The sequence below is a fragment of the Burkholderia cepacia complex sp. TUM26381 genome, assembly GCF_057439935.1.
On record NZ_CM172007.1, the window covers coordinates 509,644 to 525,648 of the forward strand.

Consider the following 16,005-nt stretch of genomic DNA (forward strand, 5'->3'; position numbering starts at 1 on the left):
TGCGCGGCGGGCTCGTCCTGCTGTCGGAGCCGCGGGCCGTCCGGCTGGCGAGCCGGACGGCCGGGCGGCGCGACGCGTTACTTCCACTGGTACAGCATGCCGGCGCCGATCACCTTCTGACCGCCGCTGAAACCGCCGTTGATCGACGCCTTCAGGTTCTCCGTGATGCGCGCCTGCATGTTGACCGCCATGGCCTTCTGGCCGAGGAAGGTCGACGTGCCCACGCCCATCCCGAAGTTGGCGTCGCGATCGAGCTGCGGGATCGATGCCATCGCGCCGACGGCCGCGATACCCTGCTTCGCCATCTGGTCGGTCTGCTGCAGTTGCGAACCCAGCGAGTTGATCTGCGCCTGCTGGCCCGACAGTGCCGTCGACAGCGTCGTCTGCACCTGCGTCAGCTGGTTCACGTTCACCGCGTCGGTGCCTTGCGTACCCGGCGCGACGTTGATGATCTGGCGCTGCTCCGTGTCGTTGCCGACCGAGACGACATTCGAGCGGTTGCTGTTGGTCGAATTCGCACCGATCGCCACCGAGTTCGAGCCGGCGGTGACGGTCGGGACGTCGGTGCCCTTGCCGTTCATGTCGGCTGCGATGCCGTTGTTGTTCGCCGCACGCGTCTGGTTGTTGTTGATCGACGTCGACAACTGGTTCAACTGGTTGTTGATGTTCGTCACGCCGGTCGACAGCGAGGCCACGTTGCTGTTCGTCGTGCTCAGGCCGGTGGACAGCGAACCGATGCCCGTCGAGGTCGACGTCGACAGCGAGTTGACGTTGCTGTTCGTCGTGCTCAGGCCCGTCGACAGCGAGTTGATCGCGGTCGACGTCGACGTGGACAGCGACGACACCGAGCTGTTCGTCGCGCTCAGGCCGGTCGACAGCGAGTTGATGCCGGTCGACAGCGACGCGACGTTCGACGCGGTGGACGTGGACAGCGTGTTGATCGCGGTGTTCGTCGCGTTCAGCTGGCTGCCGTTGATCGCGTCCGTGCTGCTGGCCGAGATCCGGCCGGCGGCGACGTTCGTGATCTGGCGTTCCTGGCCCGGTGCGCCGACGCTCAGCGGACCGACCGGCGAGCTGCCCGCGAAGAAGTACGGCACGCCGCCGATCACGGCGCTGGACGTACCGACGGCGGGAGCCGTGACCGAGTTCGCGCCGATCGCGACGGAGTTCGCCACGTTGGCCGTTGCGCCCGACCCGAAGGCCAGTGCGCCTGCGCCGCTTGCCGTTGCACCCGAGCCGAAGGCCTGTGCGTTGGCCGCGCTGGCTACCGACCCGTTGCCGAGTGCGATCGTGTTGTCCGCGGTGGCCTGGTTCGAGCTGCCGAGGGCGAGCGCGCTGGCGCCGTTTGCCGTGTTCGCGTTGCCGAGCGCCACTGCGCCGTTGCCGGTCGCCGTGTCGTTTGCGCCCATTGCCACTGCGCCGGTACCCGTCGCGATGCTCGGGTCGCCGATCGCGACTGCACCGTCGCCGGACGCGGTGTTGCCGGAGCCGATCGATACGGCCTTGCCGCCCGTTGCCGATGCGTTCTGGCCGATTGCGACCGCGCCTGCCGTCTGCGCGTTCGAGCCGTCGCCGACTGCCACGCTGCTGGCGCCCGCTGCGCTGGCGTTCACGCCGGCAGCGAGGGCGTTGGTGCCCGTTGCGCCGTCGTTGTTGTAGTTGCTTTGCTGCACGCCGTTGTCGTTGACGCTGTAGTAGTGCGTCTTCGCGGCGTTGATCGCGGTCGAGGTCGAGGTGGACAGCGACGACACCGAGCTGTTCGTGCTGCTCAGGCCGGTGGACAGCGAGCCGATGCCGGTCGACGTCGAGGTCGACAGCGACACGATTGTGCTGTCCGTGCTGCTCAGGCCAGTGGACAGCGAGCTGATGCCCGTCGATGTCGAGGTGGACAGGGACGTGATCGAGCTGGTGGCCGACGAGAGGCCCGTCGAGGTCGAGGTCGACAGCGACGAGATCGAGCTGGTGGCCGACGAGAGGCCGGTCGAGGTCGAGGTCGACAGCGACGTGACCGCGCTGTTGGTCGAGCTCAAACCGGTCGACAGCGAGGTGATGCCAGTCGAGGTCGAGGTCGACAGCGACGAGATCGAGCTGTTGGCCGACGAGAGGCCGGTCGAGGTCGAAGTCGACAGCGAGGTGATCGAGCTGTTTGCCGACGACAGGCCAGTCGAGGTCGAGGTCGACAGGGACGTGATCGAGCTATTTGCCGACGAGAGGCCCGTCGAAGTCGAGGTCGACAGCGACGTGATCGAGCTGTTCGCCGACGAGAGGCCCGTCGAGGTCGAAGTCGACAGCGACGTGATCGAGCTGTTCGCCGACGAGAGGCCCGTCGAGGTCGAAGTCGACAGCGACGTGAGCGAGCTATTCGCCGACGAGAGGCCAGTCGAGGTCGAAGTCGACAGCGAGGTGATCGAGCTGTTGGCCGACGAGAGGCCGGTCGACGTCGAGGTGGACAACGACGTGATCGAGCTGTTGGCCGACGAGAGGCCAGTCGAGGTCGAAGTCGACAGCGAGGTGATCGAGCTGTTTGCCGACGAGAGGCCGGTCGAGGTCGAGGTGGACAACGACGTGATCGAGCTATTTGCCGACGACAGGCCAGTCGAGGTCGAAGTCGACAGCGAGGTAATCGAGCTATTCGCCGACGACAGACCGGTCGAGGTCGAGGTCGACAGCGACGTGATCGAGCTATTCGCCGACGAGAGGCCGGTCGAAGTCGAGGTCGAAAGCGAGGTGATCGAGCTATTCGCCGACGACAGACCCGTCGAAGTCGACGTCGACAGGGACGTGATCGAGCTGTTAGCCGACGAGAGGCCGGTCGAAGTCGAGGTCGACAGGGACGTGATCGAGCTGTTAGCCGACGACAGACCCGTCGAAGTCGAGGTCGACAGGGACGTGATCGAGCTATTCGCCGACGAGAGGCCGGTCGAAGTCGAGGTCGACAGCGAGGTGATCGAGCTGTTAGCCGAGGACAGACCCGTCGAGGTCGAAGTCGACAGCGACGTGATCGAGCTATTTGCCGACGAGAGGCCGGTCGAAGTCGACGTGGACAGCGAGGTGATCGAGCTGTTGGCCGACGACAGGCCGGTCGACGTGGAAGTCGACAGCGAGGTGATCGAGCTGTTTGCCGACGACAGACCCGTCGAAGTCGAGGTCGACAGGGACGTGATCGAGCTATTGGCCGACGACAAGCCGGTCGACGTGGAAGTCGACAGCGACGTGATCGAGCTGTTAGCCGACGAGAGGCCGGTCGAAGTCGAGGTCGACAGGGACGTGATCGAGCTGTTTGCCGACGACAGACCCGTCGAAGTCGAGGTCGACAACGACGTGATCGAGCTGTTAGCCGACGACAGGCCGGTCGAAGTCGAAGTCGACAGCGAGGTGATCGAGCTGTTAGCCGACGACAGACCGGTCGAGGTCGAGGTCGACAGGGACGTGATCGAGCTGTTAGCCGACGACAGGCCGGTCGAGGTCGAAGTCGACAGCGAGGTGATCGAGCTGTTTGCCGACGACAGACCTGTCGAGGTCGAAGTCGACAACGACGTGATCGAGCTGTTAGCCGACGACAGGCCGGTCGAGGTCGAAGTCGACAACGACGTGATCGAGCTGTTAGCCGACGAGAGGCCGGTCGAAGTCGAAGTCGACAGCGAGGTGATCGAGCTGTTAGCCGACGAGAGGCCAGTCGAGGTCGAAGTCGACAGCGAGGTGATCGAGCTGTTAGCCGACGAGAGGCCAGTCGAGGTCGACGTCGACAGCGAGGTGATCGAGCTGTTTGCCGACGAGAGGCCGGTTGACGTCGAAGTCGACAACGACGTGATCGAGCTATTTGCCGACGACAGCCCCGTCGAGGTCGAAGTCGACAGCGAGGTGATCGAGCTGTTTGCCGACGAGAGGCCGGTCGAGGTCGAGGTCGACAGCGACGTGATCGAGCTATTCGCCGACGAGAGGCCGGTCGAAGTCGAGGTCGACAGCGAGGTGATCGAGCTATTTGCCGACGACAGACCGGTCGAGGTCGAGGTCGACAGGGACGTGATCGAGCTGTTAGCCGACGACAGACCCGTCGAGGTCGACGTGGACAGCGAGGTGATCGAGCTGTTTGCCGACGACAGACCCGTCGAGGTCGAGGTCGACAGGGACGTGATCGAGCTATTCGCCGACGAGAGGCCGGTCGAAGTCGAAGTCGACAGCGAGGTGATCGAGCTGTTGGCCGACGACAGACCCGTCGAAGTCGAGGTCGACAACGACGTGATCGAGCTGTTAGCCGACGAGAGGCCGGTCGAAGTCGAAGTCGACAGCGAGGTGATCGAGCTGTTAGCCGACGACAGGCCGGTCGAGGTCGAAGTCGACAGCGACGTGATCGAGCTGTTTGCCGACGACAGACCTGTCGAGGTCGAAGTCGACAGCGAGGTGATCGAGCTGTTAGCCGACGACAGGCCGGTCGAAGTCGAAGTCGACAGCGAGGTGATCGAGCTGTTAGCCGACGACAGGCCGGTCGAAGTCGAAGTCGACAGCGAGGTGATCGAGCTGTTAGCCGACGACAGACCCGTCGAGGTCGAGGTCGACAGCGACGTGATCGAGCTGTTAGCCGACGACAGACCCGTCGAGGTCGAGGTCGACAGCGACGTGATCGAGCTATTTGCCGACGACAGGCCGGTCGACGTGGAAGTCGACAGGGACGTGATCGAGCTGTTGGCCGACGACAGGCCGGTCGACGTGGAAGTCGACAACGACGTGATCGAGCTGTTAGCCGACGAGAGGCCCGTCGAGGTCGACGTGGACAGCGAGGTGATCGAGCTGTTTGCCGACGACAGGCCCGTCGACGTGGAAGTCGACAGTGAGGTGATCGAGCTGTTAGCCGACGACAGGCCCGTCGACGTGGAAGTCGACAGTGAGGTGATCGAGCTGTTAGCCGACGAGAGGCCCGTCGAGGTCGACGTGGACAGCGAGGTGATTGAGCTGTTTGCCGACGACAGGCCCGTCGACGTGGAAGTCGACAGCGAGGTGATCGAGCTGTTTGCCGACGACAGGCCCGTCGACGTGGAAGTCGACAGCGACGTGATCGAGCTATTCGCCGACGACAGACCCGTCGAAGTCGAGGTCGACAGCGACGAAATGGCGCTGGTCGCGGTACCGACCTGCTGGGCGACCGAATAAAGCTGGCTGCCGTTGATCGCGTCGGTGCTGGTCGCGGTTACCTGGCCTGCGGCAAGGTTGGTGCCTTGTCGTTCCTTGCCGACATCACCGAAGCTGACGGTGCCGTTCGGATTGGCGCCGGCGAATCCGCCGAACGTCACTCCGTTGACGGTTGCGCTGCTCGTGGGGGTTGCCGCGGCGGTCTTCGAGTTGGCACCGAGCGCGACGGAGTTGTTCGTGCTGGCGACAGCACCGCTGCCGATGGCGACGGCGTCGGTGCCGGTCGCGGTGCTGTCGGCGCCGGTCGAGTTCGCGTGGAAGTACTTGATGCCCTGGCTGTTGATGTTGTTGATCGCCGAGCCGACGCTGTTGGCGGTCGACGTCGTGCCATTCGCGTTGTAGGTCGTATATGCCGGCGCGGAGACCGTGCCGGTCGTCGGGTCGTACGTGGAGCCGCCGCCGAGTGCCGATGCGGTGCTCGTGCCCAGGTTGTTCGTCTTCGTCGTGACCGAGCTCAGGCCGGTGGACAGCGAGCCGATCGAGCTGGTGGCCGACGAGAGGCCGGTCGACGTGGAAGTCGACAGCGACGTGATCGAGCTATTCGCGGACGACAGACCCGTCGAGGTCGAAGTCGACAGCGACGTGATCGAGCTATTCGCGGACGACAGACCCGTCGAGGTCGAAGTCGACAGCGACGTGATGGAGCTATTAGCCGACGACAAACCGGTCGAAGCCGACGTCGAAAGCGAGGTGACCGAGCTGTTGGTCGAGCTCAGGCCGGTGGACAGCGAGCCGATCGAGCTGGTTGCCGACGAGAGGCCGGTCGACGTGGAGGTCGACAGCGACGTGATCGAGCTATTCGCGGACGACAGACCCGTCGAAGCCGACGTCGAAAGCGAGGTGACCGAGCTGTTGGTCGAGCTCAGGCCGGTCGACAGCGAGCCGATCGAGCTGGTGGCGGACGAGAGGCCGGTCGACGTGGAAGTCGACAGCGACGTGATCGAGCTATTAGCCGACGACAGACCCGTCGAAGCCGACGTCGAAAGCGAGGTGACCGAGCTGTTGGTCGAGCTCAGGCCGGTGGACAGCGAGCCGATCGAGCTGGTGGCCGACGAGAGGCCGGTCGACGTGGAAGTCGACAACGAAGTGATCGAGCTATTAGCCGACGACAAACCGGTCGAAGCCGACGTCGAAAGCGAGGTGACCGAGCTGTTGGTCGAGCTCAAACCGGTGGACAGCGAGCCGATCGAGCTGGTGGCCGACGAGAGGCCGGTCGACGTGGAAGTCGACAGCGACGTGATCGAGCTATTAGCCGACGACAAACCAGTCGAAGCCGATGTCGAAAGCGAAGTGACCGAGCTGTTGGTCGAGCTCAGGCCGGTGGACAGCGAGCCGATCGAGCTGGTGGCCGACGAGAGGCCGGTCGACGTGGAAGTGGACAGCGACCTGACCGAGCTATTGGCCGACGACAGACCCGTCGAAGCCGACGTGGACAGCGAGGTGACCGAGCTGTTGGTCGAGCTCAGGCCGGTGGACAGCGAGCCGATCGAGCTGGTTGCCGACGAGAGGCCCGTCGACGTGGAGGTCGACAGCGAGCCGATCGAGCTGTTGGCCGACGAGAGGCCCGTCGACGCCGAGGTCGACAGGCTTGCGATGCTCGACGTCGTCGTACTCGCGACCGAGTAGAGCTGGCTGCCGTTGATCGCATCGGTGCTGGTGGCGCTGACGAGGCCGGCTGCGACGTTCTGGATACGGCGTTCCGAGCCGACCTTGCCGACGCTGACGATACCGGCGGACGAGCTTGCGCCGGCATAGGTGCCGAACGTTTGGCTACCGATCGTCGTGCTGCTTACGCTGCCGGTACCGCCGGTTGTACCCGATGCGGTGCCGCTGGCGGTGGCGCCGGAGCCGATTGCGACCGAATTGGCGACGGTGGAGGTGGCGCCCGAACCCAGCGCGATCGAGCTGCCGCCCGACGCGGTTGCGCCGTTGCCGAGTGCGATGTCGTTCGCGGTAGTCAGCGAGCCGCTGACCCCAGCGACGGCGTTCGTGCCCTGTGCAATCGAGTTGTTTCCGTATGCCTTGGCGGTCGTACCCAGCGCGACTGCGCTGTTGGCTGCCGCCGTTGCGCCGGCGCCCAGCGCCATGCCGGCATCGATCACCGAGCTCGAATTGTCGACCGTTGCGCCGACGCCGAGTGCAACCGCACGCGTCGTGTTGTTCGACGTCGTGGCCAACGCACCGACCGCGACGCTGCTGTTCTGCTGCAGATAGCCGTTCTGGTCGGCCGATGCGCCCGTACCGAGCGCGAAGCTTTGACCATAGCTCGTCGCGCCATTGCCGATCGCGATCGAGTTGATGTCCTGAGAGCCGCCCGTGGTCTTGGCACCCGTGCCGATGGCGATCGAACCGTCGGCTGCCGTTGCGGCATTGGCGCCCAGCGCTACGGATCCGACACCGCCTGCTGACGTGTTATAGCCGAGCGCGGTGCTCGACTGACCCGACGCGGTTGCCTGGAGGCCCGCAGCGAGCCCCCACTGAGCCGCATTTGAACCCATGCCGATGGCGACCGCTCCGGCGCCGGAAGCCGTCGTGAACGACCCGAACAGGGTCACCCCGGACAGGTTGTTGCCGTTGGCGCTACAGCCTGCGACGGAAGACCAGCCGCCGGTGCCGTCCTGAGGGTTGCTCCCCGCTGCATAGGTGCGCACACCGTCCGGGCCCGTACCGCTGCCGAAGCCACAATTGGCTCCGCCATTGCCTCCGCTGAACGAGTAGGTCCCCGCGTAGGCAGCGTGCCCAGCGCCAACCAGCAACAGGCTGACGAGCAATTTGACCGATGCAGAGCGTTTGCTCTTGCCCCGTGCCGAGTCGAGTTCAGATGCCGCGACCCAGGCGCCAAGGGCTTCGTTCCAGATCGAGCGGTATGTGCGGTTCATGTCCTGCTACCTCCAAATGTGCACGCCACACACCGGTCTCTTTTGTTAGAGGAATACTCCGTGCGCTCGCGCGAATCTCAAAATTGATGGGCGGAGTTTATTGGAGGTGAATTTTATAGATTGATAAAAAGTGATAAATAAGGGGTTTTGAAAGTTAAAAGATGGTTAATACATCGTGTTTTGATGTATCTATCGAGAATGATTTTGAAAGATGTAAGAATGTGTCGTGTAGGGTTTGAATTTTTCGGGAGAATCCTTGGTTTTTATATATAAATCAACGACTTGCTGTTGTTTTGTGCGGTAGGTGACATGCGTTTTCGTCTCAAAAGTAAGACAAATGAAATAGCAAACGTTTGCGCGCACCTCGATTCTTTCATCATTGTAATGTCAAATGGCGTCTTGATTGATAATGTGTTCATGGTTTTGTTGATTTATTGGGTTTCGATTTTGTATCGGGTTTGTTTCTGTTTTTATTGATTATCTATAAATCAATTCAATCTGAAATTCAGGATGTTGGACTGTGCTGATCTGCGCATTTCGCCAAGCGCAGTTGCCCGCGTGACGGGCGTTCCGGGCCGGTTGGCTCGTCGAATTTGTAAAAAAGTGCTACAGAGCGACAGATGGGATTTTCGGCATCCAGATATAGGATTTGTCCTATTGACGATATCGGTGATATCGGTGCTGCGACGGAATTGGGGCGCGCGCCGGGCCGCCGAGGGCGCGGCTTCGGGACGGATGTCCCGCGCGATGCCGACGGGTTGTCAAAGACGAGGGGCGGCGGCCGGGGCCAGGCGCCCGAAATGTCAGATTCGGGGTGCGGCAATGTGTCCGCTACGCCGAGGGGGCGTCGGCGTGGCGGAGGGAAAAGGGGGCGGATCGATCGTGTCGGGCGTGTCGCATCCGGCCCACGAATGTGGGCCGAACCGGCCGCTTGCCGCATGGATTGCGGCAACGCCCGACCTTACTTTCTGAGAAACCGCAGCGCGAGCCGGGCCATCCGCGGCACGAACATCGGGCGCAGCAGGCGCCTGTCGTACCCGGCCATCCGCCGGTCGTTCTCCACGAGACACAGCTCGATCAGCTCGCGCGGGTTCAGCGCGTCGCCGAGGTCGGCGGTGCCGGTTGCCGGAAAATTCGCGTCGCGCGCAGCGCCATCGGCATCGATGCCGCGCGCGATGTTCATGCGGTCGCGGATCAGTTGCACCCACACGGCCGCGACGCGGGCGAAGAACCACGGCCGGCGCCACCACGGCATGGTGCGCCAGTACCACGCGTACCAGTTCGCGAAGAACAGGATGTGGCGGCCTTCTTCCTGGATCACGGGCTCGAAGGTGTCGACGAGTTCGGGCGGGAAATAGCCGGAGCGCTGCGCGGAGCGGAACAGGCCGAACGCGAAGAAGCTGTCGATGCATTCGCTGAAGCCCGTCATCATCCACGACCACTCGGGATCGGCCGGCGCCGGGTAGGCCGGCTCGGGCGCGAGCCGGATGCCGTATGCCTCGACGAGCTTCGACAGTACGACCTTGTGGCGCGCTTCCTCGCCGCCGTCCATCTCGAGCGCGCGGCGCAGCAGCGGATCGTCGACTGTTGCCGCGTAGGTTGCCACGCGGATCGACGCGCGGCCTTCGGTCTGTACCGCGATGTCCCAGATCGGCAGCGACGTGAGCCGCCTGAGTTCATCCGGCTTGAGCGCCGGCCAGTCGATCACGGCCGGTTTGTACGGGTTGTGTGTGTCGAGCAGCATGCGGCAGAACATCTGCATGTGCGCATCGGAACCGATCCGGACCGGACCTTGCCTCTCGAAGGTCCAGTTGCGCATTGCGTGATCTGCGGCTGCATGCTCTTCCTGCAGCGTGTCACTCATGGCTGTTGTTATGCGATTACGGGTCGAAAGATTTTTGCATAGCTTCCGTAATCACGTATTTTCGAGCGGCCATGTGCGCGCCGGCCCCGCGCGCGTCACGCGTTCGTGTCGACCCAGAGGCGGCCCCAGCGCGACGCGTAGGCGAGCGCGTGTTCCTCTTCGAAGAAGAAATCGATCGCGTCGAACGACACGGAACGCGGCGACGGCCCGCCGCTTGCCCGTTCGATCGTCAGGTTGGCGGCGAACAGCCCGTTCGGCAACCGGGCGGCGGCGGGGGCGACTTCATAGCCCTTGTAGCGGATCGTACGGTTCATGGCGTGCACGGAGAGAGTTCGGACTTTCAGCGTACGAAAACCTGCCGGCGACGTGAACCAATCTTTCGGCCAATGCTAATCACGCGGCAGGCTGAATCGTTATCGGGGCGGTACGCAGGGGAGGGGCGACGCGGGGGAGGCGACGGCGTGCATGGTCCGGCGCCGCGCATCCGAAGACGTGCCGCGCGCGCCCGTCGAACCTCGTCGAGCGGGGGGCGCGCGCGCAATGCAGGGAGGATTACTGGTTGGCGACCTTCAGCACGGGCGCGAGCGCATCGACCGATGCCGCATGCGAGGTCGCGCGATGCGACGCGAACGCGAGCGCGAATTCGGCGGCTTGCGCGCCGACCGTCTCGAGTTGCGCGACGACCTTCGGATCCGAGCAGCTGTCGGCGCTTTCGAAGCGCGTTTCCAGCGTGTTCACGGTTGCGCCGAACGGCGTCGGCCAGCCGCGCAGTGCATGAACGATCGACCGCAGCGACGTCAGCACCGTGCCGGCCGCCTGCCAGCCGTAGGCAGTGACGATCAGGCCGACTGCGCGGCCGTCGAGATACGGGCGTTCGTCCGCGCGCAGTTCCTCGAGCGTGTCGAGCGCGTTCTTCACGAGACCGGAGACGCCGCCGTGATAGCCCGGTGTCGCGATGATGATCGCGTCGGCCTGGCGCACGGCGTCGATCAGCTCGTGTTGCGCGTCGGTCAGCGTTTTGTGTTCGGGAGCGTAGTGCGGCAGCGTATGCAGGAACGGGCCGTCGAACAGGCGCGTACGGGCGCCGGCGGCCTGCGCGCCGCGCAGTGCGAACGACAGCGCGCGTTCGGTCGACGACGCGGCTCGGGTGGTACCGCCGATGCCGACGACGAACGGGCGGCGGTGTTGATCGAATGCAGTCAAGGGGCGCTCCTCGGGGATGGCTTGCCCGGCTAAGCACAGGCTTAAAACCAGATGGTAACGACCCTGTCGCCACTCTGAAAACGACTTTTCGTTCTATCGATATGCCGCGCGGCGGGGGCGACCGTGTGTGCGACCCCGCAGATCGATAGCAGAAATGCTTGGTTGGGACGGTACGCCGCGGTCGATAAGATGGGCTCGTCTCCTCCATGATGTCTCTACTGACATGGGTTGGCCCCGCCGCGCGGATGCAGGCGGGGCTTTTTTTCGTCCAGGCCAGGAAAAAGGGTGCGATGCCCCGGGCTGTCGCCCGTTATGCGAACACCGGCCGGAAGAAGCTGCGCTCGTAGCTGACGATGCACCGCGTTTCCTCCGCGTAACGGAACGCGGCCTGGCAGGCCGGATCGTCTTTCGAGCGCTCGCGATAGCGCTCGTATCCGGCGAGGCTCGGGAACGAGAACATCGCGAGCGCGATGTTGCTCGCGCCTTCGGACGGCAGAAAGTAGCCATGATGCGTGCCGCCGAACTGCTCGACGAGCGGAATCCACATCTTGCCGTAGGTTTCGAACTCGGCGAGCTTGTACGGATCGATGACGTAGCGGAGGTAGCAGGTAATCATGTGCACTCGCAATGCGGTGAGGGAGCCGCGAGTCTGGAGCGCGTTGCGGCACGTGTCAACGGCGCGCACGCAAGGCGTCGATTCGGTCGTGCGACGCGTTGCTTGCGTGAGCAACGATCGGTGCGCTTTCATGCGTTCGCAATGGCGAGCGCGGCGCGCCGGACGACACCGTCGTCATCGCGTCTGCCACGCCCGTTTCCCCAAACTTTTACGACATTTTTTCTTGCGACGGCGACCGGCGCGCTCATAGACTTCGTGCATCCCAACCACGGAGCATGGCAATGTCGATACCCTGGAACGCGATCGCCGAACGAACCCCTGCCGCGCCGCCTTCCGTGTGCGCCGATCGGGTGATCGTCCGGCGCTTCGATCCGGCAGTCGACAGTTATGCGCAACTCACGCCGATGCTGCATCGTGCGTTCGCGCGGCTCGGCGCGATGGGGCTGAACTGCACGTGCGTCGATCAGGACGAAGACGTTACGCGCCGCCGCGCGGAAGCGGGCGAGTGTTATGTCGCCGTGTGCGGCGGGCGCGTGATCGGCACGGCGACGCTGTATGCGACCGATCCGTCGTCGGCGTGCTCGCTGTACCGGCGCGAAGGCGTCGCGAGCGTGCGCCAGGTGGCCGTGGACCCCGAGTGCCAGAGCCGCGGGATCGGCGCGTTGCTGCTGTCGTTCGCCGAGCAGTGGGCCGCGTTGCGCGGCTATACGCTGCTCGCGCTCGATACGCCGCATCCGGCTGCGCACCTGCTGGCATTCTACGGCGCGCAGGGCTTCGAGGTTGTCGACGTGATGCGCTTTGCCGGCAAGCGCTACGAGAGCGCGATCCTCTGCAAGCGCCCCGTCGCGCGTATCTCGCGCCGCGTGTCGCCGGCGTCGCGGCTGGCGGCACGTGTCGCGGCCGTACGGCGTCTTGCGTATGCATTGCCGTCGCGCGTGGCCGCAGTGGCGCGGCGCGACTTCCGTGTGCGCCGCGGTGCCGGATGGGCGGCACGACGCGCGGCCGGCGCCGCAAGTTGCCGCTCGTCGCCGTGGCGGCCGCGTCAGCACGGGCGCTACACGTTCGGCTGAACGACGGGCGCCCGGTTCCTTTCCAGCTTTTGCCGCGTAGACATCGCGTGAGCGGAGTGTGGCGCTCCCGCTCGTGTACGGCCCTCGAGACACCCCCGCCGCATCGCGGCGAAACGGATGTTTACGCGCTTTTTATGCCCTGACGTGATCCTTTGCCGCGATCTTCACGCGAACCTTCATAAGATGGTTGCGTGGAAACGGAAGCCGCACGTGCGAATGCGTGCAGTCAGCCGGCTCGCCTGACCGATGCCGGCTGCCACCGCACCGCCGCGCCGGCAAAAGGAAAACCGCCATGTCTCTCGATCGTGTGACAGGCCCGCGTCCCGAGCAGCGGGGCCATCCGCGCACCGCTGCGCGCTCGATGTTCGATCCCGCGCTCGTGCGTCCGGCGATCGCCGACGCGTTCAGGAAGCTCACGCCGCGCACGCAGTTCCGCAACCCGGTGATGTTCTGCGTGTACGTCGGCAGCATCCTGACGACGCTCCTGTGGATCGCGGCGCTCGCCGGCCAGGCCGAGGCGCCCGCCGGTTTCATCGTCGCGATCGCGCTGTGGCTGTGGTTCACCGTGCTGTTCGCGAACTTCGCCGAAGCGCTCGCCGAAGGGCGCTCGAAGGCGCAGGCCGCGTCGCTGCGCAGTGCGAAACACAACGTGGTCGCGAAGAAGCTTTCGGCGCCGCGTGCGAAGGCCGCCGTCGAGGTGATGGCGTCGACCGACCTGCGCCGTGGCGACGTCGTGCTGGTCGAGACCGGCGACGTGATCCCGGCCGACGGCGACGTGATCGAAGGTGTCGCGTCGGTCGACGAATCGGCGATCACGGGCGAATCCGCACCGGTGATCCGCGAATCGGGCGGCGATTTCTCGTCGGTGACGGGCGGCACGCGCGTGCTTTCGGACTGGATCGTCGTGCGGGTCGCCGTCAATCCGGGCGAGGCATTCCTCGACCGGATGATCGCGATGGTCGAAGGCGCGAAGCGCAAGAAAACGCCGAACGAGATCGCGCTGACGATCCTGCTCGTCGCGCTGACGATCGTGATGCTGCTGGCCACCGCAACGCTGCTGCCGTTCTCGATGTTCTCGGTCGAGGCGATGAAGGCCGGCCACGTGGTGACGATCACCGCGCTCGTCGCGCTCCTCGTGTGCCTGATCCCGACGACGATCGGCGGCCTGTTGTCCGCGATCGGCGTGGCCGGGATGAGCCGGATGATGCAGGCGAACGTGATCGCGACGTCGGGCCGCGCGGTGGAAGCGGTCGGCGACGTCCACGTGCTGCTGCTCGACAAGACCGGCACGATCACGCTCGGCAACCGCCAGGCGGCGGCGTTCGTGCCCGCGCCGTTCGTGACCGAGGAGGCGCTGGCCGATGCGGCCCAACTGTCGTCGCTCGCCGACGAAACGCCGGAAGGCCGCAGCATCGTCGTGCTCGCGAAGCAGCGCTTCAATTTGCGCGAGCGCGACATGCAGGCGCTGCGTCCGGTATTCCTGTCGTTCAGCGCACAGACGCGGATGAGCGGCGTCGACCTGTTTCCTGCCGGGGCGTCGCCCGGCGCGCCCGGCCGCGAGATCCGCAAGGGCGCGGCCGACGCAATCGTGCACTACGTCACGTCGCATGGCGGCCGGGTCACGCGCGAGGTCGAGGCGGCCGTGACCGACATCGCGCGCCGCGGCAGCACGCCGCTGGCGGTCGCGGAGCGGCGCGACGGCGTGGCGCGCGTGCTCGGCGTGATCGAGCTGAAGGACATCGTGAAGGGCGGCATCAAGGAGCGCTTCGCGGAACTGCGCAAGATGGGCATCAAGACCGTGATGGTGACGGGCGACAACCGGCTGACGGCCGCGGCGATCGCGGCGGAGGCGGGTGTCGACGACTTCCTCGCGGAAGCGACGCCGGAAACCAAGCTCGCGACGATCCGCGAGCACCAGGCGGCCGGCCGGCTCGTCGCGATGACGGGCGACGGCACCAACGACGCGCCGGCGCTCGCGCAGGCCGACGTGGCCGTGGCGATGAACACCGGCACGCAGGCGGCGAAGGAGGCCGGCAACATGGTTGACCTCGACTCGAACCCGACGAAGCTGATCGAGATCGTCGAGATCGGCAAGCAGATGCTGATGACGCGCGGCTCGTTGACGACCTTCTCGATCGCGAACGACATCGCGAAGTACTTCGCGATCATCCCGGCAGCCTTCGCGACCACCTACCCGCAACTGCGCGTGCTCGACGTGATGCATCTCGCGTCCCCGGCGTCGGCGATCCTGTCGGCGGTGATCTTCAACGCGCTGATCATTGTCGCGCTGATTCCGCTCGCGCTGAAGGGCGTGCGGTATCGTCCGCTCGGCGCGGCGCCATTGCTGCGCAGGAACCTGCTGCTGTACGGCCTCGGCGGCGTGCTGCTGCCGTTCCCGTTCATCAAGCTGATCGACGTGGTGCTGGTTGCATGCGGATGGGCGTGAACAGGGTGACGCGCGGAGGCATGACCGCATGAGCGAGCCGACCGTCGTCATCGCGATCGTCGACGAAGACAGGTTCATCCGGCATTTCGTCCGCGTCGCGCTGAAGGCCGAACGCATGCACGTGTACGAGGCCGCGACCGGCGCCGCAGGCGTGGCTGCCGTCACCGCCCGCCCCCCCGACCTGATCGTCGCGGATACGAACCTGCACGATCTCGGTGGCACCGAACTGATCCGTGCGCTGCGCGCGTGCTCGGATGCGCCGTTGATCGTGCTGTCGGCGCGGAGCGCGGAATGCGACAAGGTGGCCGCGCTCGACGCGGGCGCGGACGACTATCTGACCAAGCCGTTCGGCGTGGCCGAGTTGATCGCGCGGATGCGTGCGCACCTGCGGCGGCAGGCCGGCGGCGGGCGCATCGATGCGGTGCGCGTGCGCCTCGGCGACGTGACCGTCGATCTCGGCGATCGCCAGGTGGTGCGCGGCGGCGAACGCGTGCATCTGAGCCCGGTCGAATACCGGCTGCTGGCTGTCCTCGCGCATCACGCGGGACGGCTGCTGACACACGACCGGTTGCTGAGCGAGGTGTGGGGCAAGGCGCACGGCAAGGATGCGCACGACCTGCGTGTGGTTGTCGGCCATCTGCGGCGCAAGCTGGAGTCCGAGCCGCGGCGGCCCGAATACATCGTGACGGAGAGGGGCGTCGGCTACCGGCTTGCCGGCGCCGCGTAACGTGGAGCGGTGT

At 65.1% G+C, this 16,005-nt stretch carries 8 protein-coding genes and 1 pseudogene; 3 read left to right on the forward strand and 6 right to left on the reverse strand.

What is annotated here, in order from left to right; genetic code table 11:
• Nucleotides 1-77: 77 nt before the first annotated feature.
• The 6 genes and pseudogenes from ACWMMN_RS19115 to ACWMMN_RS19140 form a co-directional block, all read right to left on the reverse strand.
• Nucleotides 78-7,685 (reverse strand): YadA-like family protein, encoded by a 7,608-nt coding sequence (locus tag ACWMMN_RS19115; RefSeq protein WP_486424078.1) that lies wholly within the window; start codon nucleotides 7,683-7,685, stop codon nucleotides 78-80.
• A gap of 309 nt (nucleotides 7,686-7,994) precedes the next feature.
• Nucleotides 7,995-8,066, reverse strand: a pseudogene (locus ACWMMN_RS19120) (ESPR domain-containing protein); the annotation flags it as partial.
• A gap of 961 nt (nucleotides 8,067-9,027) precedes the next feature.
• A complete protein-coding gene (locus tag ACWMMN_RS19125) occupies nucleotides 9,028-9,930 on the reverse strand; it encodes a hypothetical protein (RefSeq protein WP_059239033.1) in 903 nt (300 codons plus the stop codon).
• Nucleotides 9,931-10,025: 95 nt separating this feature from the next.
• Nucleotides 10,026-10,244, reverse strand: coding sequence for a hypothetical protein (locus ACWMMN_RS19130; RefSeq protein ID WP_006480563.1), 219 nt, complete (start codon nucleotides 10,242-10,244; stop codon nucleotides 10,026-10,028).
• A gap of 238 nt (nucleotides 10,245-10,482) precedes the next feature.
• The gene (locus ACWMMN_RS19135) at nucleotides 10,483-11,133 is read right to left on the reverse strand and encodes an NADPH-dependent FMN reductase (RefSeq protein WP_059239036.1); all 651 of its coding nucleotides are present in this window, start codon (nucleotides 11,131-11,133) and stop codon (nucleotides 10,483-10,485) included.
• A gap of 310 nt (nucleotides 11,134-11,443) precedes the next feature.
• A complete protein-coding gene (locus tag ACWMMN_RS19140; RefSeq protein ID WP_486423790.1) occupies nucleotides 11,444-11,749 on the reverse strand; it encodes an NIPSNAP family protein in 306 nt (101 codons plus the stop codon).
• A gap of 281 nt (nucleotides 11,750-12,030) precedes the next feature.
• On the opposite strand from ACWMMN_RS19140, the gene ACWMMN_RS19145 reads away from it, so the two are divergent.
• The 3 genes from ACWMMN_RS19145 (at nucleotide 12,031) to ACWMMN_RS19155 (ending at nucleotide 15,992) form a co-directional block, all read left to right on the forward strand.
• Nucleotides 12,031-12,819 carry a GNAT family N-acetyltransferase gene (locus ACWMMN_RS19145; protein ID WP_486423791.1) on the forward strand — a complete coding sequence of 263 codons (789 nt, stop codon included), beginning with the start codon at nucleotides 12,031-12,033 and terminating at the stop codon, nucleotides 12,817-12,819.
• A 361-nt stretch (nucleotides 12,820-13,180) separates the two neighbouring features.
• Complete coding sequence (gene kdpB, locus ACWMMN_RS19150; protein WP_486424079.1) at nucleotides 13,181-15,265, forward strand: potassium-transporting ATPase subunit KdpB; 2,085 nt, start codon at nucleotides 13,181-13,183, stop codon at nucleotides 15,263-15,265.
• Between the two features lie 28 nt (nucleotides 15,266-15,293).
• Complete coding sequence (locus ACWMMN_RS19155; RefSeq protein WP_486423792.1) at nucleotides 15,294-15,992, forward strand: winged helix-turn-helix domain-containing protein; 699 nt, start codon at nucleotides 15,294-15,296, stop codon at nucleotides 15,990-15,992.
• The last annotated feature ends 13 nt before the right edge of the window (nucleotides 15,993-16,005 follow it).